Origin of the sequence: Niastella soli (assembly GCF_017742245.1) — a bacterium.
Lineage (GTDB): Bacteria > Bacteroidota > Bacteroidia > Chitinophagales > Chitinophagaceae > Niastella > Niastella soli.
Window position 1 is genome coordinate 85,437 of sequence record NZ_JAGHKO010000014.1, and the last position, 21,578, is coordinate 107,014.

Consider the following 21,578-nt stretch of genomic DNA (forward strand, 5'->3'; position numbering starts at 1 on the left):
GGTTTAAAAATAAATACTTTTTAAAACAAGTCTTTTAACTCCTCCCGTTTCTGTCGCGAAACGGGCACTTCCGTTTTATCGTATAAGAGTAAATGGCCGCCATTGGCCTTTACCCAGCTTTTGATGAACTTCTTATTTACAATGTGACTTTGATGGCACCGGATGAATTGATAATCTGCCAGCAGTTCTTCGAATTCGTATATCGGCTTCGACACCATTATCTTTTCGCCTGACACCAGGAAAAAGGTTGTATACGTATTGGACGATTCGCACCGGATGATCTCCTCGGTTTTGGCAAACCTCGTTTCTTTTGCAGTGGGCAGGGCAATCCGGTGTTCGGTTTTTACCTGTTGCTGTTGCAGGATCTGTATAAGATTCTCTAATTGCAGGTTTTGCTGTTGGGCGGTCCTTTTCTTTAAAGCCTTGGCTACAGCTGTTTTCAACTCTTCAATATCTATTGGCTTTAGGATATAGTCGATGGCCGCGAATTTTACCGCCTGGATACCATATTGGTGATGGGCCGTAACAAAGATGATCTCGAAATTATAAGCCGATAACGATTTCAGCAGTTCAAAGCCATTCTTACCCGGCATTTCAATATCCAGGAAAACAAGATCGGGTTGTATTTGATTAATGAGCGCAATGCCATCATCGGAATTGGCAGCAGTACCAACAACCCGCACTTCGGGACAATAAACCTGCAGCAACTGTTGCAGGTTTTCTATATTATTGTCCTCATCGTCTATAATGATCACCTTCATTTTCAAAGCCAGTTTGTAAAAATTAATAATACGGTAGTTCCTTCATCGATCGCAGATTGCACGGCAACTGTTATTTGTTGTTCCTTTAACAGCTTGTTCAACGCCCCTATCCGTTCTTCTACCATGGCATTGCCGAGGCCTTCAGGGGCAACAGCCGTATCATATCCTTTACCATTATCCCTTACCGCTATTTCCAGGTTATTGTTATTTTTTTCTATGGTTATTTCCACCAGCCCGGCCTCCTTTTTTTCTACGATCCCGTGTTTAATGGCATTCTCTACGTAAGGCTGTAATAACATGGTGGGAATATTTATTTCGGAAGTATCTATAGATTCATTGATCGCTATTTTATATTGAAATTTAAAACGCAATTGTTCCAACTGCAAATAATATTCAATCTGTTTTATTTCTGTTGCCAGCGGATGCATGGTTTGACCGCTTTTGCCGATGATCTCATGCAACAGGGCCCCAAACTTTGACATGTATATATTGGCATCTTCTATATTCCGTTTATTGATCAATCCCTGGATGGAATTCAATGCATTGAATATAAAATGCGGTTGCAACCGGGCCTGCAAGGCGGTGATCTGGTCCTGGAGTTGTTTTCTTTTTGCTATTTCTTTTTTCAGCTTTTGTTTTTGCAGTATGCTATAGCCCCAAAAGAGGGCCCCCAGCACAAGTGCCGTAATAACACAACCCATTACAATTTTAAAGGAGGTGGTTTGAATAAAAGTCGGGAGTATCTCAAACTCATACAACATCACATTATTCTTCTCGCCCAGGTACCTGACCTGTAGTTTGTATTTGCCAGGGGTAAGACCGTCGATAATAAAATAAGGAAAGGTGTCACTTGCGCTGGCTTTCCATACATCCGCATTCAACTGGTATTCCACCCGGTAATTCCGTTCCCTGGTGAGCGATTTAAACCTGAACAGCAGGGTGCTGGTGGGAGCTATTTTGCTTCCATCACTGGAGATCCCCTTCATAAACCTGGTTACATCATTAGGAGAAAGTTCCGTCGTTTCCAGGGGCTGGGCCCTATATGCCTTTATCAGGGAATCGTGTAAGGATATAAATTGCAGTTCGGGTTTGGGAAATATGAATTGCAGCACCAACGAGGAAACGATTTTCCCGGCCTTGTCTTTTATACAATAATACCGGCGGGCATCAGGCCATTTTAATTTATTCTCATTTAACCCGGCTGAGGCCAGGATGGCTGTACTGTCCTCAAAAAAAAGGAATTCAACGGGCTCCAGATCTTTATCATCCACGGAATCTGCGCGGGACCCCATTATTGCTCCGAACGCCTTATAACCCATAACATTGGCCATTGTAATGCCGGGACAAACGACGAATATAAATTGCCGGTCTATATAGGCTGTAATCGTAGTCTGGCCTTTTACTTTTTCCTCCCGGGAAATAATAGTGTTGGGCGTTATTAAATAATTTGAGGGCACCTGTTTGGGTTGGATTTTTTCAACGTACGCATCGAGGGTTACGGGCTCTTTGCTTATAGCCGGTTTTCTAAAAGAAGACTGGCTTTTTGCCGCATACGCCCCAATGAGCAGCAGGAATAACAAGGAATGCTTTGCTTTCATAGTTGTAATAATTTCAAACAAATCTCATTTGTACGGAGCAATCCATTTTCCTGCACTATGAATATGGCGCCTGCAAATTTGAATTTGGTGATCAGTTCAGTAATTTATACCGTTTAAAGGGCCTGCCATTTCTTCTTAACCAGGCATGGTAACAACTGGGAATATCGCACTCAGGTTTGGGCAGCAGTGAAGAGATAATGATCCGGTCTATTTGGGAAATAAGCCCGTTTATGAGGCAAATACGAAACAAAACCACCGGCTCAAAACCGGCTAACAAGATGGTAAAGGTGATCAGTAAGTTAAGTCCCCATAACTTCGACAACCAGTTATGCGCACACCCACTTTTCCTGAACTTAACAAAGTTGATAAGGTCTGAAACCGGTTCCAGAATAAACAGAACAATGATAAAGTAAAGGTGGTCTTTTATCAGCTGTCCGTTTAACAGCCAGATGCTAACGCCGGCTGCCAGCCAGAAAACGATATCAACATTAGCGTCCCATTTGCGAAGACTGTTATTCGCTACGCCCAGGTTGCGGGCAATTATGCCATCAAAAATATCAGAGATCATACCGGCCCATAAACAGGTTACCAGAAACCACCCGCTTTGATTGGTTTGCAGTGTCCATACAATCATTACCGGCGCCAGCAATAAACGAAAAATGACGAGTGAAAAAGGGATGGCTTTTTTTATTTTTTCCAAGCGTTCTTTTTTATTAGTTGTAATAAGATATTAGCGTCCCATTTGCGAAGACTGTTATTCGCTACGCCCAGGTTGCGGGCAATTATGCCATCAAAAATATCAGAGATCATACCGGCCCATAAACAGGTTACCAGAAACCACCCGCTTTGATTGGTTTGCAGTGTCCATACAATCATTACCGGCGCCAGCAATAAACGAAAAATGACGAGTGAAAAAGGGATGGCTTTTTTTATTTTTTCCAAGCGTTCTTTTTTATTAGTTGTAATAAGATAAATCCGATAATAAAAAACACACTCAAAGTGGCTACGCTGGCGCGCATGGAGCCAGTGATATATTCTATTAAACCAAACAGAAAGGTACCGATCACTACCCCCATTTTATCAAGCACATCATACAAGCTGAAATATGTCGCATACTCATCCTTTTCCTCCTGTATCAGCGCAGCAAATGCCGATCGCGATAAAGCCTGGGTGCCACCCATGACCAACCCTACCAGTATGGCCATAATATAAAACTGCGTAATGCTTTGTATGGAATAAGCGATAAAACAAACCAGCACCCATAATAATACAGCCGTTTTTACCGCAAAAATATTATTGATCTTTTTGGCAATGAATAGAAACACATATGATCCAAAGATGGCCACCAGCTGCAATATCAGAATGACCCCAATAAGATGAGAGGTTTTAAGATGGAGGGTCTTGGAGGCAAATACGCTCGACATGCCCATCACAGTAGTAAGCCCCATATCGTAAAAGAAAAAGGCCAGCAGAAAAATAGAAATGGCCTTATGTCCGCGTGCACGGTGAAAAGCTTTATAAATTCGGCTATAAGATTGCACAATAATTTGCCAGGTGATGGCATTGCCCTTCCTGTCGGCCGGTAACCTTTTTATGGAATACCAGGCAAATGCAAGCCACCAAATGCCAATAAATACAAAGGAAACGCGTACAGGAATATATCCGTCGATCTGCTGTTGAGAAAACCCCAGGTGCGCCGCAAACTGAATAACCAATAAACATATAACCAGCGCGATCATTCCACCCAAATAACCCCAGGCAAACCCTTTTGCACTAACCGTATCAAATTGATCGGGCGTGGTTATCTCGGGTATATATGCATTATAGAACACTACGCCCAGGCTGTAACAAACACTGGATATTATAAAGAGACTTGCTATCAAGAGCATTTGATCTGCCGTAGAAAAGAAAAGGAAGAGACAGCTCACCGACCCGATATAGGAGAAAAAACTCATGAATAGTTTCTTTCGCCCCGAATAATCGGCAATAGAACCAAATAACGGGCTTAAAAAAAGCAACAACAGTGACGCAAAAGAATACATATACGCATACAATACAGAATTGCTGATCGTATGCGACCAGGTTGTTTTATTGCCAGCAGGCGGAGCAAGACTTAAAAAATAACTGGGAAAAATGGCCGAGGTGATCACCAGTGAATAACTTGAATTTGCCCAATCGTACCAACACCAGGCATTTATAATCTTGTTATTCGGTTTTAGGGGCATGCAACAAACATACAATTCGCAACCCTTGTTTCCAAATCAATAGAAAAGGTTATCCTCCCACCGGCGGATAACCTTTTTTTATTTTAACATATCTTTACCTTATTCAATCAGCATCTTCTTCACAAATACCGGCTCACCGGTTACCACATCCGGATGTAGGTGGCTGGGGTTTACTATAACAGCCAGGGGTACGTATATAATTACAGCAGTGGTTATCGGGCAAACCGGGTTTTCCGCTCACACTTCCTGAATAGGTATAGGTCCCGGTCACTGTTTCATGAATAACGCGGATATCGTGGCGTAAAACATTTGAATCGGGAAATTGGTAAAATGTACTATTAAAACAGGTCATTTTTATCGAATTTTACCGAACAACTAACGATAAACATGACCGGGACCACCAGCATTAAAAACACTTGTATCAAATTTGCCTGCAGCCTCTTACTATTGATCCTGTCGCACACCCTGTCCGCCCAGAAACTGCACAGCGATAATGGAGATGGCACTTTTACCAATCCGGTAATTGCCGCCGATTTTCCCGACCCGGACGTAGTACGGGTTGGTGATACTTACTATATGGTCAGCACAACCATGTTTGTTTTTCCAGGGGTTACAGTTCTCAAATCGCATGATCTCGTAAACTGGGAGTATTGCAGCCATGCCATACCCCGTTTCGATTTCAGCAAATGTTACAATCTTGACAGCTGCAACCGGTATGGGCATGGGCAATGGGCTACGAGCATAAAATACCATAATGGAAAATTTCACCTGCTTTTCATTACGCTCAATGAAGGCGGCTTTATGTGTACCGCTTCAAAAGCCGAAGGGCCCTGGGAAATACAAAAACTTCCCAAAGGTTTTTATGATCCCGGTTTATTCTTTGATGAAGACGATAAAATTTATGTAGCGCATGGTTATAGCAAAATAAACATCACCGAATTGAATCCAGACTTCTCGCCTAAAACAAAAGACTCGCTGGTATACACCGGCGATATTCGCAAAGGACTGGAAGGTACACACGTATATAAGATCAATGGCTACTATTATTTATACGGGACCTATGGTGGTCTTGATGGCATACAGGTAGCGCTTCGGTCAAAAAATATTTACGGCCCTTATGAACAAAAAGTAGTGATCCGTGATACTACCCCCGGCGTCACTTTTGGCGTCCACCAGGGTGCATTGATACAAACGCAAACCGGCGAATGGTGGACTATGTTGTTTGTTGATAGCGGTCCGTTTGGGCGTTTTCCATCCTTGCAACCAGTAACCTGGGTTGACGGATGGCCCATGGTAGGCGTTAATGGCAAAGGCGTTGTCACTTACAAAAAACCAAACACAGGAAAAACCTACCCGGTTAAAACTTTCCCTGTCTCCGATGAATTTAGCGGTAAAAAGCTGGGAATGCAATGGGGCTGGAACCACAACCCCGACTCCACAAAATGGTCGCTGACGCAAAGACCAGGTTATTTACGTTTAATTACCGGAAAAGCGGTTGCTGGTTTACGGGAAGCACGCAACACACTTACCCAACGCCCCTTTACCTATTATGCTGATCCCATTTCCTCAACCGCAATTACCAAAATGGAAACCAGCCAAATGAAAGATGGCGACATAGCCGGTCTGGCCGTTTTCCAGGACCCCTATGCATACATTGGCGTTAAACAAATGAATGGCAGAAAATATGTTGTCATGGTAAATAATGGTCAACTGATCGATTCGGTTGCCATTGCTCAATCCACCATCTACCTGCAAACCATTGCCTCCAACAGCAACCAAAAGGCATTGTTCCAATATAGTTTCGACAATAAATCATTCCGTCCAATTGGTGATGCCTTATCCATGAAATTCAGTCTTACCCTATTCACCGGGAATAAGTTCTGCCTTTTCAATTATGCCACCCGGCAATCTGGGGGCTATGTTGATTTCGACTGGTTCAGAATGGCCCCCTGGCAAAACAACTCAATTGATTCCTCCCAATATTATAATGAAGTAGCTACTTATGTGAATCCTGTTTTACCAGGCGATCACCCAGACCCTACCCTGCTTAAAGTAGGCAATGATTTTTACCATTGCGGGTCAAGCTTTCATTTTACGCCATACCTGCCAGTGTATCATTCCAAAGACCTTGTCCATTGGGAAGTGATTGGCCGGGTTGTTCCGCCTGCTAAAGCAAGTTTTGTTTCCGATAAACCCTCAGCCGGAATATGGCAGGGAGCCATTACCTATTTTTATGGTTCCTACTGGACCTATTTTTCTGCCAACGGACAATGGTTCTGTAAAGCCAGTTCTCCTGCCGGTCCCTGGTCGGAGCCCGTACAGGTAAAAACAAATTCCGTTACGGGGAACCTGGGCTACGACAACTCCATTTTTGTTGATGATGATGGAAAGCCTTACATGGTAATCAAGAACGGCCAAAAGATCAACCGCCTGCAGGCGTTGGGCAGGGATGGTCAACTCACCGACACCGTTATCAATCTCGACTGGATAAATGCCAACCTGCAATACAGCTGGGCTGAAGGACCGGTGATGTGCAAACGCAATGGTTATTATTATTATTTTCCAGCCGGTGATGTATCGGGTGGACAGTACGTGCTGCGGGCATCTGCATTAACAAGCGATTCTACCAAATGGGAACGGCTGGGCAATTTCTTTAAACCAATCATTGATCCCCAGGCAAGCTTCAGAAGTCCCAACCATATTGCCGCGCCTTTTCAACTGGCCGATGGCACCTGGTGGACGATCGGGCAAAGCTACGAACGGGTGAACAACAACGACTGGTCAGGATTAGGGCGTCAAACTTCATTATACCAGGTGATCTGGGAAGGCGACCGTCCCTGGGGCACAGCTCCCGTAAGCACGCCATTGCAACGGCCCCATTTGCCCCAATCAGGTCTTTTATGGCGCAGTGTCCATACCGATTATTTCAACAATACGATGCCTGACGCCTGGTGGCATTTTTTAAGTAAGAAAATGGAGAGTCGGTTTTTATTAACTGCGAAAAAAGGCTGGCTTCAACTGATACCTGATACCAGCCGGGCCCATATTGTACAAAAAGAGACAGATCACTATTATGCGGCGATAACAAAAGTAGAGATAAACGCAACCGATTCCCAGAGCAAAGCAGGGCTCTACCTCACCAACGGAAATCAACAGGTTGTTGTACAACTGTATAGTGGATACGATAATGGTAAAAAGATCATCTTGTCATTTGATTCCACGACCCAAAGCATTTCCAATCAGTTTGGCCATACTGTTTGGTTGAAACTGGAAAGAAAGGAACATGAATTAACTGGTTATTGCAGTGGCGATGGAAAAACCTGGACTTGCCTGGGTAACCCCGTCAATGTTGTTAAATTAGATAAGGTGCAACCCAATTATAATTCATGGGTTGGTACCAGCATTGGTTTATTTGCAGAAGGTACACGAGCCAACTTCGATCAGTTTGTTTGCAAGGATGGTTATGCTGAACTTCCTGCTATCGGTTATAGTAATTATTTTGGAATTCGTAAGGTTAAAAATGAAGCAGGCAATGCGGTGACGAATAATTCAATCCATGGCGGCTGGTTTATGATCTCGGGGGTGGAACTGGGCATTGGTAATAACACAGCTAAACAGGTGGAAGTACAGGCGCTGGCAAAAACAGGCGGTAAACTGGAGATCTGGCTGGATGATCTGAAAAACGGACAATTGATCGCTACTCTTTCAGTGCCCCGCGGTGGCGATGCTCATACATGGAAAACGATCAGCAGTAAACTAAAGATCGTTTCAGGACAGCATGATGTATTTGTAAAATTCCCAACGGGTATACCCGGTGATATAAACATCAGCAGTATCCGGTTCAAATAAGGTCCTGCTTTTTATTAATTCGCTGATAGGCTGCCGGGGTAACGTGAAAGCGTTTCAGGAATGCTTTGCCGAAACTGCTTGAAGAATGAAAGCCCACCATTTCGGCTACTTCAAAAACTTTGTGATCGGTCAACAGCAAAAGCGTTGAGGCCTGTTTTAATCTCGCCAGTGTGATCATTTCATTAGGTGTATGATCCGTCTCCTGTTTTATTTTTCGATATAAAGTAGGGCGGCTCATATTCATATACCGCGCCAACATATCAACGTTTAGCTTTTTATTGTGTAAGTTTTCAAAAATGCACGCATGTAATCTTTCCATAAAGCCGTCGGCAGACTGCAGGGCAACAAATGCGATCACCTGAAATGGGTCCTGTTCAAACACAGGAAGCAACTCCTCGGTGTTCCTGACTATAGAAACAGCAGAAGTGAGCTGTAATTTATCCAGCAGGATCAACAACTCACTTCTGTTATGTATGAACAACCAGTTCAGCCAACCTAACGGCAGATAGCTTTACTATTTCAGGTGGAAGCTTTGGGATTAATCTTCCAGCATCGAGTATAACCACGTTAATATCATATTAGTTACGAAACAGCCCTGATGGATAAAAGGCCTCAGGGCTGTTTAAGTTGCGTTTAGTTCAGAGTTTAGAGACTATAAACAATTTATTCATCGTTATTGGTAGGGGGAAGTATTTTGGGGGCTTTGAAATTTATCATTGGCATAGGTATTCCTATGAACGGATAAACATTGTCTTGTGAAACAACTTTGTATATCCCCATACTATCCGTTACCACCCACATTGCATAGGGAGGTTCCCACGAGACACTCCTTCCTGAATAGACATAGAACGTCACCCCTTTTGCCTGGGTCTTATTTGCCGGAAACTGATCCTTATCATCATTTTCTTCTGCTGTCAGGGACCTGTTACCTGAGTGTAGTATCAGGTTCGACTCGTGGGGAGACAACTTAACTACAAAAACTTCATACACTGGATGATTGCTGCCTGCTACCTGCACAAATGAATCAAGCAATGTCTTAAGAATAAGGCGTATTTAGAGAACCAGGTAGAATACAAAGAGGCCGTATAAAAATCAGGGCGGTCATTGCTGACCGCCCCTAACAGGCTGGCATAAAGCCGCCTTAAGACGCTAAATTACGAAAATCTAAATTAATTGCAGACTTGCTGATTAACACAGAATCTTACAGGTCATCCCTACCCCTACTTCAACTCAAACTTGCTTTTCAACCGAATATCATCCGACGCACTCCCAATCATCAAATCAAAACTACCCGATTCAGCAATCCATTGTAATTGCTGATTGTAGAATGATAACTTATCTTTTCTGATCACAAAGCGAACGGTTTTACTCTCACCTGGCTGTAAAAGCAGTTTGGTAAAATCTTTCAGTTCTTTTACAGGACGCACCAGGGAGGATACTACATCGCGCAGGTACAATTGGGCTACTTCCTCCCCTGCTACTTTGCCACTGTTGGTTAGTTTGAAAGTAACCACAATGGAGTCACTGGCGCCCATTGCCGGTTTGCTCAATTGCAGATCGGAATAAGTAAAGCTGGTATAGCTTAAGCCATGGCCAAAAGCAAACCGTGGGCTTTTTTGCAGATCGATATAACCCGAACGGTACCGCGCCGGTTTGTCATCATCCGGTGCCGGACGGCCGGTATTGAAGTAATTGTAATAAATGGGGATCTGTCCTTCCGTTCTGGGAAAGGTCATAGGTATTTTAGCTGAAGGGTTGTAATCGCCAAACAACACATCGGCAATGGCGTTCCCCGCTTCACTGCCCAGCCACCAGGTATATAAAATGGCAGGGATGTTGTCTGCCGTCCAGTTAAACACCAGGGGCCGACCGGCGTTTATCAATACGACAATTGGTTTACCGGTGGCATGCAGGGCCTGTAACAGTTCTTCCTGTACGCCGGGTAAATGTATATTGGCGCGGCTTTTTGCTTCGCCGCTCATGTCGCGCAGTTCGCCTACACTTACGATCACCACGTCGGCACCTTGTGCGGCAGCAATGGCTTCGGCAAAACCAGCGCGGCTGGTATCGCTTACTTCACAGCCTTTTGCATATACCAGTTTGGCAGTATTACCTACTTTGTTTTGTATACCTTCCCATTGAGATACCACATCGCTGTTATCGGGCCAGCCTACGCTCCAAAAACCGAGCATATCATCTTCCGATTTGGCCAGGGGACCAATAACTGCAATGGTCTTTGTATTTTTTGAAAGTGGTAATACCCCCTTATCGTTCTTCATCAGCACAATGCTTTTCTTCGCCATGTCCTTTGCCACTTCCCGGTGCTGGGGAATGCCAACAGTGGCCGTTTCGCGTTGTGTATTGCTAAAACGGTATGGATCATCAAACAGCCCCAGCTCAAATTTCTTACGCAGGATCCTTTTCACGGCATCATCAACCAACGCTACTGGCACTTTACCTTCTTTAACCAGTTGTGCGAGGTGGGCGGTATAGCTGTGGCTTTCCATATCCATATCGCTGCCTGCATTTATAGCGCTTTGGGCTGCGTCCTTTTTATCCTTTACAAAACCATGGGGTACCATTTCGCCAATAGACCCCCAGTCGCTTACTACAAAACCCGGGAATTTCCATTTCCCTTTTAAGATCTCGCGCTGCAGGTAAGCATTACCGGTTGCGGGAATGCCATTGAGATCGTTGAATGAGTTCATAAAGGTGGCGGCGCCAGCATCTGCGGCAGCTTTAAAGGGCGGCAGGTATACTTCCCACAGCGTACGTTCGCTCATATCAACCGAATTATAATCGCGGCCACCGATAGCAGCGCCATAGGCGGCAAAGTGTTTGGCACAGGCCATGATGGCATCCAGGTTGCCCAGCCCCTTGCCCTGAAAACCTTTTACCCGGGCTTTGGCCACCAGGCTGCCCAGATAAGGATCTTCGCCGGCCCCTTCCATTACGCGGCCCCAGCGAGGGTCGCGGGCAATGTCAACCATGGGTGCAAAGGTCCAGTGAACGCCGGAGGCGGCCGTTTCAATAGCGGCGATGCGCGAGCCCTGTTCAATGGTGGTCAGGTCCCAGCTGGCCACTTCAGCCAGGGGAATGGGGAAAGTGACTTTATAGCCATGGATCACATCCTGGCCAAAGATGAGCGGTATTTTTAGCCGGCTCTGCATGGCAAGCTCCTGCATCCGGCGGGTACGTTCCGCCCCGCGTACATTGAGCATGGAGCCCACTTTACCAGTTTTTATTTCCATAGCGATATTGCTGTTCTCCCCTGCGGGGCCTGTCAATTCTTCTTTACTGGAATACTGGTTCAATTGCCCCACTTTTTCATCAGGTGTCATTAGTTTTAAAACAGAATCCACCCGTTGATCGATCGTTTTTTTCTGGGCGGAGGCGTTGAGCCCGGTAAGGGCGAGGGAAATGGCAAAACAAAAAGGCAAGAATTTCTTGTTCATTGGCTTGTGCATTATTCAATTAGGTTTACTACTACAGCTGCTGCCAAATTACGACTTACCAAGGCGGGGATGCACTTCTATAACTACGTCAAATGTACTTCAATGGGCAATAGGGAATGGGCAATGGGTTCGCGAATTTTAAGTATTCATGAATAATCGCGAGTTTACCCACTACTCATCCCTCACTACTAACTTCATCACTACTTATACTAAAAAATCCCACCACATGGGCAGGACTTTTTATTAAACTTTATCAGTAACGAGTTAACTAGCGGAAAGATAAACTTCACCATTCACTATTGTATCATCAGTTTCCCTGTTTGTTCTGTTCCATTGCTGGTCACTTTAAACACATACAACCCGGGCTTCAGCACCTGGGCAGGCGTTACCTTGATAATATTATTTACAGGTATACCCGTGCTGCTATAAACCAGCTTACCGGTAAGATCAGTAACGGCTATTTTATGAGGCTGATTGTTATTATCGCCAGTGATCCGAATGTAAAAATGATCATGAGCCGGGTTAGGGTAAGCAGTGGCTACCTTCAGCACATCAGACAAACTTACATTCACTATAGATGAATAGGTTGTTTTAGCAGTAAAGTCAGCGCCTGTTAAAACCAGGCGGTAATACACCCGGCCGCTTAACGGTTCAGGATCGGTAAAGGTGTAATTACTTTGACCGGTACCAGTCACGGTGCCTATTGAAGTAAAGTTAATACCGTCTGTAGAGCGCTCCACCAAATAAGTCACATTCGATTCGTCGGCAATTGTCCACTTTAATACGGCTTTTTCATTTTTATTTTCAACGCCAAAATACAACAGGCGTACCGGCAATATCACGCCAATTCCGCCCTGAACACCGCCGTTATTAGGTCCGGCACCACTGGGAGCATCAGCCGTTAACCAACCGGTTGAACCACCGGCTCCGGGGATGGTGTTTTTAATGATATTGGTCATAAGAGAAGTACCGCTTACCAGCACAGCTCCCTGGCCACCGCCACCGCCGCCACCGCCCCATTGGAAAAATCCGCCTGCATCGCCGCCATCGCCGCCATTAGCCTGCATAGTAAGGGAACAGCCGCTTGAAACGCTATATGAACCGATCTGTAAAAGAATACTACCTGCAGCGCCACCGCCACCAGCGCCATAAGTTCCGGAGCTGCCGGCGTCTATGCCGTTCGCAGAAATCTTTGGCGAACCACAACTGGTAGTAAGCGTACCTGCTCTGATAAAAACAATTCCGCCCCCATTGCCTCCTTTACTTTGTGAGCTATTACCCTGACCTCCACCACCGCCACCGCCAAGGAACGCGCGATTTCCAGCCAGCATATAGGTACCTAAAGCCAGGCCACCTAAACCGCCGCCACTGCCACAACCGGGGTTTTCAGTACCACTACCACCCGCTGAAAAATTACTACCGCCAGCGCCACCTGCTCCGGTGAAATTTCCGCCGCCACCGCCAGACAGCATCCTGCCGCGGCCGCGATTATAATTAGCATTGGTATTCAAATAAATGCCTTCGCCTTTTGCACCATAATTGGGTGAGTTGGATATATATATATCTGTAATACAACCGGGTTCATTATTACCAGAAGCAACGCCACCGGCAAAACCTTGTCCATCTACATTAATAGCATGCCTCAGTGTGAACGTACCGGGTACTGTAATGGCTACAATGCCACCCGTGCCCTTACTACCATCCCAGGGTACCGCAGTGATATTTCCAGTAGTTGTATAGTTGGGGGAACCAAATGGGGTCAAACTCACTACCTGCACACTGGCGTTGCTGCCAGTATGATAGGTATTGGTTAATGTTCTGCTTAGTGTTATCGTACTGCCAGCTGTTGAGCTGATCGTTGCCACTTCAAACAACCCTGCACTGGAGATGCCTAGTAACGAACCAAAAGTAAGATCATTAATAGTACTCCCAATCACATCATCTTGCATTTGTATCACAATCACTTCTTCACCTGCTACCCAACCGTGGTAGGTATTGATGGAATTGGTAATGGTCAACATCGATTTACCACTTACTGTGGTAATGTTGGAAACCTTTGCATAGGCATTTACCTGTGCATGGCCCGTGATGGTGAACAACAGTAAAAATAATAGAGAAAGTGTGATTGGTAATGGAGTGCAATGTATGCACATAGACATACCGTTTGAGCGGTAAAGTTGTTTCATGGTTCGGATTTTAGGGGGGTATCCCTGGGGTTTATGTACGATTACACAGACAAAATAATACAAATAAACCCGTATCTCATAATACTATCCCTTAAGTAGAACAATTTAATTTTGCATTCATTCACCCCAAATCCGTTATTATGATTTATTGCATATAAACCCGACTGATCTTCAAAGAATCGAATAAAAAATAAAGCCGCCCGGGTGACAGCTTTATTTTTTGTAATACGTACACTTATTTTGTTATATATCCGAATAAACCATCGTTTTCATCATCAGGGCCCGCGGTAAAGTACAACCGATCAGGATCAATGGCTGTAGCTGTAGCAGGTGGGAACATAAGCGCCCACAAGCCTTCAATTTGTATGGTTTTGCCATGAGCGTCTGTCAACTGCCCAATCCAGGTGCCTTTTGTGTTATATACATTGATATACCCATCGCCAAAATTACCCACCAGGATGGCAGGTGTTGGGTTACCGTCTGCATCGGTAAAGAAGGCATCCGGCGCCCAGGCTACTCCCCAGGGTGCATTCAGCTTGTCGTTAGAAGCAAACCTGCTTTTGAGCATGCCATTTGTTTTGTATACATCTACATAGCCTAATCCCATGCCTTTTACTTCATCTGTATCAGGACCTACTTTGGCATACATAACATATAGATCCCCACCTACTAACTGAATATTAAAGGGCCCATATCCCGAAGGCAGATTGGGATCAGTAAAGGGTAAGTTAACGGTATTGAAATCCTTGTCCCACACGTCAATTTTACCCGAGGCAAAATTGGCTGCATACAAATACCAGCCACCGGCATTTTGTGCCATGGTAACCCCCTTATAATTAGCCCCATTAGTAGTGGTAATTTTCAGCGCGCTATTACCAGCGGCCCCATTCCAGCCTGAGACAACTCCATCCTCTCCAACAAAAAAGAAACGCGCTGCTGCTCCGTTCGACAATTTAAAATCGGCTGCAGCCGTATCACCATTCAATACAGTTCCGCTTGGCACGCCCCCAATGGTGTCAGTGGCTGAGGGGATGGCCACTTCGGGTCTGGCAGTCAGCATGTTCCCATCCTTGTCGTACACCGAAGAAACATGCCCTCCATTGCTGCTGATCCAGGCAATACCTGTGTTACTGAAAGCCAGCCCCCACGCATTCAATAAATGCGCATCCATATGGGAGGCTCCGTATTCATTGTTGTTGCTCACCAGGTTTACCTGGTTATAACTCTTAAGAACTGGATTCTTGTGTTCAATCTGGTGAAACACATCGCCTAGTTTTGAACACCCTTGATTAAAAAAAGCAAAGAAAAGCATGACAGCGCCTGCCAGGTACCCCCGATAGGTGTTGTGGAATGTTAGCTTCATAACAATTTGTTTTAGCTGTGAAGAAATCAAAGCCGGTTTACTTCAGGGGGTTATGAGCCTTAGGGTGATTTATCAAAATTTATTAAGGGAATGGCATGGCCGGTTACTGATATTACGGGTGATTGCAACAATAGTTGCCCACATTTATAAATTTTGATCGATGTTTATTGCATAGTTTACCAATACTGTCTGCTAAAACGAGCTGACTGGCCGGGCATTAAAATTGTTTAGGATACTACACCCAGGGACTGACTTGCCTAGCAGTTTAAATAAACAACATTAATTATGGGGTATCAACCAATCGAAAATTATGGCGTTATTGGTGACGGGAATACTGTTGCCCTGGTCGGTCTAAACGGTTCTATAGATTTTCTTTGCCTGCCTCATTTCGACTCGCCCACAATTTTCGCCTCGCTGTTAGATGATAAAAGAGGCGGTTTTTATAGCATCCGGCCCGTATTACAGGACATGAGCACCAAACAATTGTATCTACCCGATACCAATGTACTGCTCACCCGGTTCCTGTCTGAAGAAGGCGTTGGAGAAATAACTGATTTTATGCCGGTGGAAGAACTAAATAAAGGAAAAGAATTGATCAGAAGAGTGACAACGGTAAGAGGTCAGGTAAAATACAAGATGTGTTGCCAGCCCCGGTTTAATTATGGAAGAAGTGACTTTGAAATAGAAAAAGTATCTGACAAGGAGATCATCCTTAGCAGCAAAGGGGATGACAAAACAAAACTTCGGTTACAAAGCTCCGTTGCTCTAAATACGGAAGAAGGCGCCATAACCGCCGCATTTTCCTTATCATCAACCGAGACCTGCGATTTCATTCTGTCGTATATCAACGGGCACGATCAACCAGCCAAACAGGAGCTAAATGACTTGGTCACCAACAGTCTTTTTACCACCGTTAATTTCTGGAAAGACTGGATGGGGCAATCTACTTATCAGGGACGCTGGATGGAAGTAGTGAACCGTTCGGCCCTGGTATTAAAATTATTATCCAGCCACCAATATGGCTCCATCATTGCTGCGCCCACCTTCAGTTTACCCGAAACCATTGGTGAAAAAAGAAATTGGGACTACCGCTACACCTGGATAAGGGATGCATCTTTCACGGTGTATACTTTACTACGGCTGGGTTATGGAAAAGAAGCAGGCAATTTTATTAACTGGATTGAAAAACGTTGTAAGGATATAAAAGAAAACACCCGACTGGGGATCATGTATTCCATCAATGGCGAACGGCAGATCACCGAAAGTATCCTCGACAATTTTGAAGGTTACAAACAATCGGCACCAGTACGCATTGGCAACGATGCTTATCGCCAATTACAGCTCGATATTTATGGCGAGCTAATGGATGCCATCTATCTTTATAACAAGTACGAAGAACGTATTTCGCACGACTTCTGGAAAGATATGGTGAAACAGATAAACTGGCTAAATGACCACTGGCGCGATCCCGACGAAGGCATTTGGGAAGTACGAGGCGGCAAACAACATTTTTTGTATTCCCGCCTGCAATGCTGGGTAGCTTTTGACCGGGCCATAAAGCTGGCGAAGTCGAGGTCTTTTCCTTTTGACCCTGCCTGGCGCGAACAGCGCGATATAATATTTGAAAGCATTTACAATGATTATTGGGACGAAAAGAAACAGGCGTTTATGCAGTACCCCGGCTCCTCTACTGTGGATGCCTCGGCCCTGTTGATGCCATTGATCCGGTTTATCAGTCCCAAAGACCCTAAATGGATGTCAACATTAAAATGCATTGAAAAAGAACTGGTGTCCGATTCCCTGGTATACCGGTACCGGCCCGAACTGGCGGCACCCGATGGTTTTGTTAGCCATGAAGGCACATTCACCATGTGTACCTTCTGGTACGTTGAATGTTTGTCGCGTTCGGGCCAACTGGAAAAAGCGCAGTTGTATTTTGAAAAGATGTTAGGGTATGCCAACCATTTGGGATTGTTCTCAGAACAGCTTGGTTTCCGGGGCGAACACCTCGGCAACTTTCCACAGGCCTTCTCACACCTGGGGTTGATCAGCGCCGCCTTTAACCTTGATAAACAATTGAACAATAGCAGGAATAAAAATGTGAACCACTCCATATAAGGACAAATTGAAGAATTCCTAGGATTAATTTTCTACGCAATCGATTGATAAATCATCTGCCGGATCTACAATGCAACCAGTTTGTCTGATCTTGCTACTTTTAGAAATACTCAATGCTAACAGACAAAAAAATAACAGACAGTTAATATGGATACACGTAGAGAATTCCTGAAAAAATCATTTTTACTATCAGGGGCTGCGGGCCTGTCAAAAGTATTACCTGCCTCCATACAACGGGCGCTGGCCATTGATCCTTCCCTCGGTAGTACGTACCTCGATGCAGAACATATTGTGATCCTGATGCAGGAGAACCGTTCCTTTGATCACTGTTTTGGTACCCTGCAAGGGGTGCGTGGTTTTAATGATCCCCGGGCATTGTTATTACCGGATAAAAAACCGGTATGGCTGCAAACCAATGAACGTGGTGAAACGTATGCGCCTTTCCGGCTTGACATGAAAGACTCAAAGATCACCTGGATGGGCTCCCTGCCCCACTCCCGCGCCAGCCAGGTTGACGCTAATAATAACGGTAAATACGACAAATGGCTTATTGCCAAAAGATCGGGCAATAAACAATATGCGCATATGCCTTTAACACTGGGCTACTATACCCGTGAAGACCTTCCTTTTAACTATGCACTGGCAGATGCATTTACTATTTGCGACCAGCATTTTTGTTCGGCCATGACCAGCACCACGCCTAACCGCTCTTTTTTCTGGAATGGCAAAATAACGCATCCGGTTGACGGCCGGCCCAAAGCGCATATCCGCAATGATGATTACAGCTATGGTAAACTACCCTGGACCACTTTTCCCGAACTGCTGGAACAAAACAATATTCCCTGGAAATTTTATCAGAACGAGATCAGTTGCGGCGGCGGCTTTAAAGGGGAAGAAAGATCATGGCTGGCCAACTTTGGTTGTAACAACCTCGAATTCTTTGCGGCTTATAATGTAAAGTTCAGTCCCCGTTATATCCAGGGCCTGCAACACCTGGTAGATACATTACCCGGTGAAATAGATCAATTGCAGGAAGCCACCCCTTCTTCTGAAGAGGCCGGACAAAAGATCAAAGCAGACTCTGCCAAGAAACAGGAGGCACTGGACAATGCCCGCGCCGAACTGGAGAAATGGAAAAAGGAAAATTTTGAAAAGCTGAGCGACCGCGAAAAGCGTTTATACAACCAGGCTTTTGTGGTAAACAGCGGCGATGCAGGCTACCGCACATTAAGCAAACTTTCCTATGAGGACAATGGCAAAAAACGCGAACTGTCGGTACCCGCCGGCGACCTGCTTTACCAGTTCCGTAAGGATGTGAATGAAGGCAAGCTACCTGCGGTATCGTGGCTGGCAGCGCCGCAGAATTTTTCTGACCATCCCAGCGCCCCCTGGTACGGCGCCTGGTATGTATCGGAAATACTGGATATCCTTACCAAGAATCCGGAGGTATGGAAAAAGACCATCTTCATTGTGACCTATGATGAGAACGACGGTTACTTTGACCATGCCCAACCTTTTTATATCCCCGATGAGAAGCGACCAGAGACCGGCAAATGCTCCAACGGTATAGACACTGAAGTAGAATATGTGCGGTTAGAAAATGAGCTGGCGCAGGGCGTACCCAAAAAACAGGCCCGCGAAGCGCCTATCGGATTGGGCTTCCGCGTACCCATGATCATTGTCTCACCCTGGAGCCGCGGCGGTAAAGTATGCTCACAGGTATTTGATCATACCTCTACCCAGCAGTTCCTGGAAGGATTCTTTAACAAAAAGCTGGGCAGGAACATCCGCCAGTCAAACATCAGCGAATGGCGAAGGACCATCTGTGGTGATCTTACAGCCGCCTTCAGTCCGTATAATGGCAAGCAACTGGAGCCCCTGCCCTTTTTGAAACGGGACCAGGTGGTAGAAGACATCTACAATGCAAAGTTCAAACAGGAGCCTAACAGTTACAAACAATTAAACGAACAGGAGATCAATCAGATCATACAAACACCGGCTGCCCTGGAACAACTGCTCAGTCAGGAAAAAGGAGTGCGGCCTTCCAGTGCGCTACCGTATGAGCTGTACGCGGATGCTATCCGTAGCGACAATAAAAAACAAATAGCTATTAAAATGAGTGCCGGCAACAAATTGTTCAGCAAACAGGCTGCAGGTGCACCATTCACCATATATGCGCCAGGCAAATACACCGAAAAAGGCATGGAAGATATTTGCCGCAACTGGGGCTTTGCGGTAAAGGCTGGCGACAGCATCACCTATACCTGGCCGCTTCATGCTTTTGAGAACAACCAATATCACTTACGCCTGTACGGCCCCAACGGCTTTTATCGTGAGTTCAAAGGCAATGCAACAGATGGGGAACCGGAAATTAGCCTGGAGTATGAACTGGATGCCATCACCCACAAACCTACCGGTAATGTGCTGCTGCAGCTGACCAATACCGATACCCACAAAGCAGTACAGGTGATCGTCAAAGACAATGCTTATAAAAAGAAAGACATTGAAAAAGAAATAGCAAAAGGTGGAAAGGTAACGATCCCCCTTGCGCTGAAAGACAGCTATGGCTGGTACGACGTCAGTGTGACAATAAAGGGCGCCAACGCTTTTGAAAAAAGATATGCCGGCCGGGTTGAAACCGGGAAAGAAAGTTTTAGTGATCCATATATGGGCAGGATGGTCTGATTTATGAAAGAAACTGTCCCGCTACGGTGGTATTATAAGATGCAGGTTATTTAGTTATTTAGATTTTAAGTTGGTAAGTTTTATATTGCCCGTTGTTGGTCAATAAACCAAGAACCCAATAACTTACAAACTAAATAACTAAATAAACTGCATTTTGCATTTCCTCGTCAACTGATCAACTTCCTACCGCTCCCTGGCGCTCCGACGAGTCGGAGTGCCAATTAACGCTATCAGGAAAACTGGACATTCTGGTAAACCAACGTATTAACGTGTCAACGTGTTCAAATTTGAAATTCATACAGGTACAGCATTAGTCATTAGGCTCCCATAATTCCAATTTATTACCTTCCAGGTCAAGAATGTGTACGAATTTGCCATACTCGTAGGCAGCTATATCATCCAGCACGGTTACCCCTTCATTTTTTAAGTCCGCCACGAGCGTTTCCATGTTCTCAACCCGGAAATTGATCATAAAATCCTTTGAGGAAGGTTCTAAATATTTGGTGGTGTCGGGAAAAGGGCTCCACAGCGTATATCCTTCCTTTGCGGGGTCTTCCTGTTTCCAGTCGAACTTGGCGCCATATTCGTTTGTGTCTATGCCCAAATGGGTCTTATACCATTCTTTCATTTTCCCGGGGTCCTGACACTTGAAGAAAATACCGCCGATACCAGTTACTTTTCCTTTTTTCATCCTGATTAATTTTGATAGTCTAAGCTAATGAAAAGGAGCTGAATAATCCTCAAATCAATATATCTGTTTTATAAAGAAAGGCCCGCGCTTCTTTTAACTGACTATCATTTAATTTCCAGAATTACAAATCCACATTTATAGTTGACAGCTAGCCAATGCCTGCTGATATAATATACTCCTTTACCGTTTTTCCATTTTGAAGCTTATGCAATTGTTCGAAATCCAGAATATTTTCCTGATAGATATCCCCAAGGTATCCCTCGGTAATCTTTTCGCAGTCATTAAACCATCCAATTCCCTTTTTGAAGAAAAAAGACGCTTTAACATGGCAACTGCGATTTTATCTGTTACTGAAAACAATATCGGCACGTGGCGGCCATACATAACGGATACTTTTTCAACAGCCTTGTGCAATACAAAGGTAAGATGGTTTTTTAGTGAAAACACAACAGTCATGTCTATGCCGGTCTATAATGTTCTCTATTGTTTTATATTGTTCAAGGCAGGTCTACATTGTACTTGGGATGGCTAAAGTGGTCTACAGGTGTCTTGAATGGTCATGGGAAAAACGGCGTATTGTTTGGGATTGTGCCGGTATCGCTGGGGTATTGCCGCGCATGTTGTTCGGATGTTGTTCGCACCCGCCC

At 44.9% G+C, this 21,578-nt stretch carries 14 protein-coding genes; 3 read left to right on the plus strand and 11 right to left on the minus strand.

The genetic code is table 11. The annotated features are described in order from the left end of the window. Positions 1–20: 20 nt before the first annotated feature. The 6 genes from J7I42_RS29420 to J7I42_RS29445 form a co-directional block, all read right to left on the minus strand. Entirely contained in the window at positions 21–761 is a 741-nt protein-coding gene (locus J7I42_RS29420; RefSeq protein ID WP_209143030.1) for a LytR/AlgR family response regulator transcription factor, read from the minus strand. Between the two features lie 2 nt (positions 762–763). After that, positions 764–2,359, minus strand: a complete 1,596-nt coding sequence (locus J7I42_RS29425; RefSeq protein WP_209143032.1) for a sensor histidine kinase — start codon at positions 2,357–2,359, stop codon at positions 764–766. 91 nt (positions 2,360–2,450) lie between these two features. Next, positions 2,451–3,059: a CDP-alcohol phosphatidyltransferase family protein gene (locus J7I42_RS29430; protein WP_209143034.1), complete on the minus strand. Its 609-nt coding sequence runs from the start codon at positions 3,057–3,059 to the stop codon at positions 2,451–2,453. Then, a complete protein-coding gene (locus J7I42_RS29435) occupies positions 3,047–3,301 on the minus strand; it encodes a CDP-alcohol phosphatidyltransferase family protein (protein WP_209143036.1) in 255 nt (84 codons plus the stop codon). Before J7I42_RS29435 ends, J7I42_RS29430 begins: the two co-directional genes overlap by 13 nt. Next, positions 3,289–4,584 carry an MFS transporter gene (locus tag J7I42_RS29440; RefSeq protein WP_209143038.1) on the minus strand — a complete coding sequence of 432 codons (1,296 nt, stop codon included), beginning with the start codon at positions 4,582–4,584 and terminating at the stop codon, positions 3,289–3,291. Before J7I42_RS29440 ends, J7I42_RS29435 begins: the two co-directional genes overlap by 13 nt. 133 nt (positions 4,585–4,717) lie before the next feature. Further along, positions 4,718–4,936 carry a hypothetical protein gene (locus tag J7I42_RS29445; RefSeq protein ID WP_209143040.1) on the minus strand — a complete coding sequence of 73 codons (219 nt, stop codon included), beginning with the start codon at positions 4,934–4,936 and terminating at the stop codon, positions 4,718–4,720. 35 nt (positions 4,937–4,971) lie between these two features. Between J7I42_RS29445 and J7I42_RS29450 the strand changes: the two genes are divergently transcribed. Then, positions 4,972–8,433, plus strand: coding sequence for a family 43 glycosylhydrolase (locus J7I42_RS29450; protein WP_209143042.1), 3,462 nt, complete (start codon positions 4,972–4,974; stop codon positions 8,431–8,433). Here the strand turns inward: J7I42_RS29450 and J7I42_RS29455 are convergent. The 4 genes from J7I42_RS29455 to J7I42_RS29470 all read right to left on the minus strand — a co-directional run bounded on the left by J7I42_RS29455 (position 8,426) and on the right by J7I42_RS29470 (position 15,437). After that, a complete protein-coding gene (locus tag J7I42_RS29455) occupies positions 8,426–8,890 on the minus strand; it encodes a helix-turn-helix domain-containing protein (RefSeq protein WP_209143044.1) in 465 nt (154 codons plus the stop codon). The genes J7I42_RS29450 and J7I42_RS29455 overlap by 8 nt on opposite strands. 763 nt (positions 8,891–9,653) lie before the next feature. Continuing rightward, entirely contained in the window at positions 9,654–11,888 is a 2,235-nt protein-coding gene (locus J7I42_RS29460; protein ID WP_209143046.1) for a glycoside hydrolase family 3 N-terminal domain-containing protein, read from the minus strand. A 296-nt stretch (positions 11,889–12,184) separates the two neighbouring features. Next, a complete protein-coding gene (locus J7I42_RS35480) occupies positions 12,185–14,074 on the minus strand; it encodes a T9SS type A sorting domain-containing protein (RefSeq protein WP_209143048.1) in 1,890 nt (629 codons plus the stop codon). A 235-nt stretch (positions 14,075–14,309) separates the two neighbouring features. Then, on the minus strand, positions 14,310–15,437 hold the full coding sequence (locus tag J7I42_RS29470) for a TIGR03118 family protein (protein WP_209143050.1): 1,128 nt from the start codon (positions 15,435–15,437) through the stop codon (positions 14,310–14,312). A 285-nt stretch (positions 15,438–15,722) separates the two neighbouring features. Here J7I42_RS29470 and J7I42_RS29475 point away from each other — a divergent pair, with 285 nt between their 5' ends. Together J7I42_RS29475 and J7I42_RS29480 are read left to right on the plus strand one after the other, a co-directional pair. Continuing rightward, positions 15,723–17,555: a glycoside hydrolase family 15 protein gene (locus J7I42_RS29475; RefSeq protein ID WP_209143052.1), complete on the plus strand. Its 1,833-nt coding sequence runs from the start codon at positions 15,723–15,725 to the stop codon at positions 17,553–17,555. 147 nt (positions 17,556–17,702) lie between these two features. Then, entirely contained in the window at positions 17,703–20,240 is a 2,538-nt protein-coding gene (locus tag J7I42_RS29480) for a phosphocholine-specific phospholipase C (protein ID WP_209143054.1), read from the plus strand. Between the two features lie 310 nt (positions 20,241–20,550). Here J7I42_RS29480 and J7I42_RS29485 read toward each other — a convergent pair whose 3' ends face one another. Beyond that, positions 20,551–20,931 (minus strand): VOC family protein, encoded by a 381-nt coding sequence (locus J7I42_RS29485; protein ID WP_209143056.1) that lies wholly within the window; start codon positions 20,929–20,931, stop codon positions 20,551–20,553. Between the last annotated feature and the right edge of the window lie 647 nt (positions 20,932–21,578).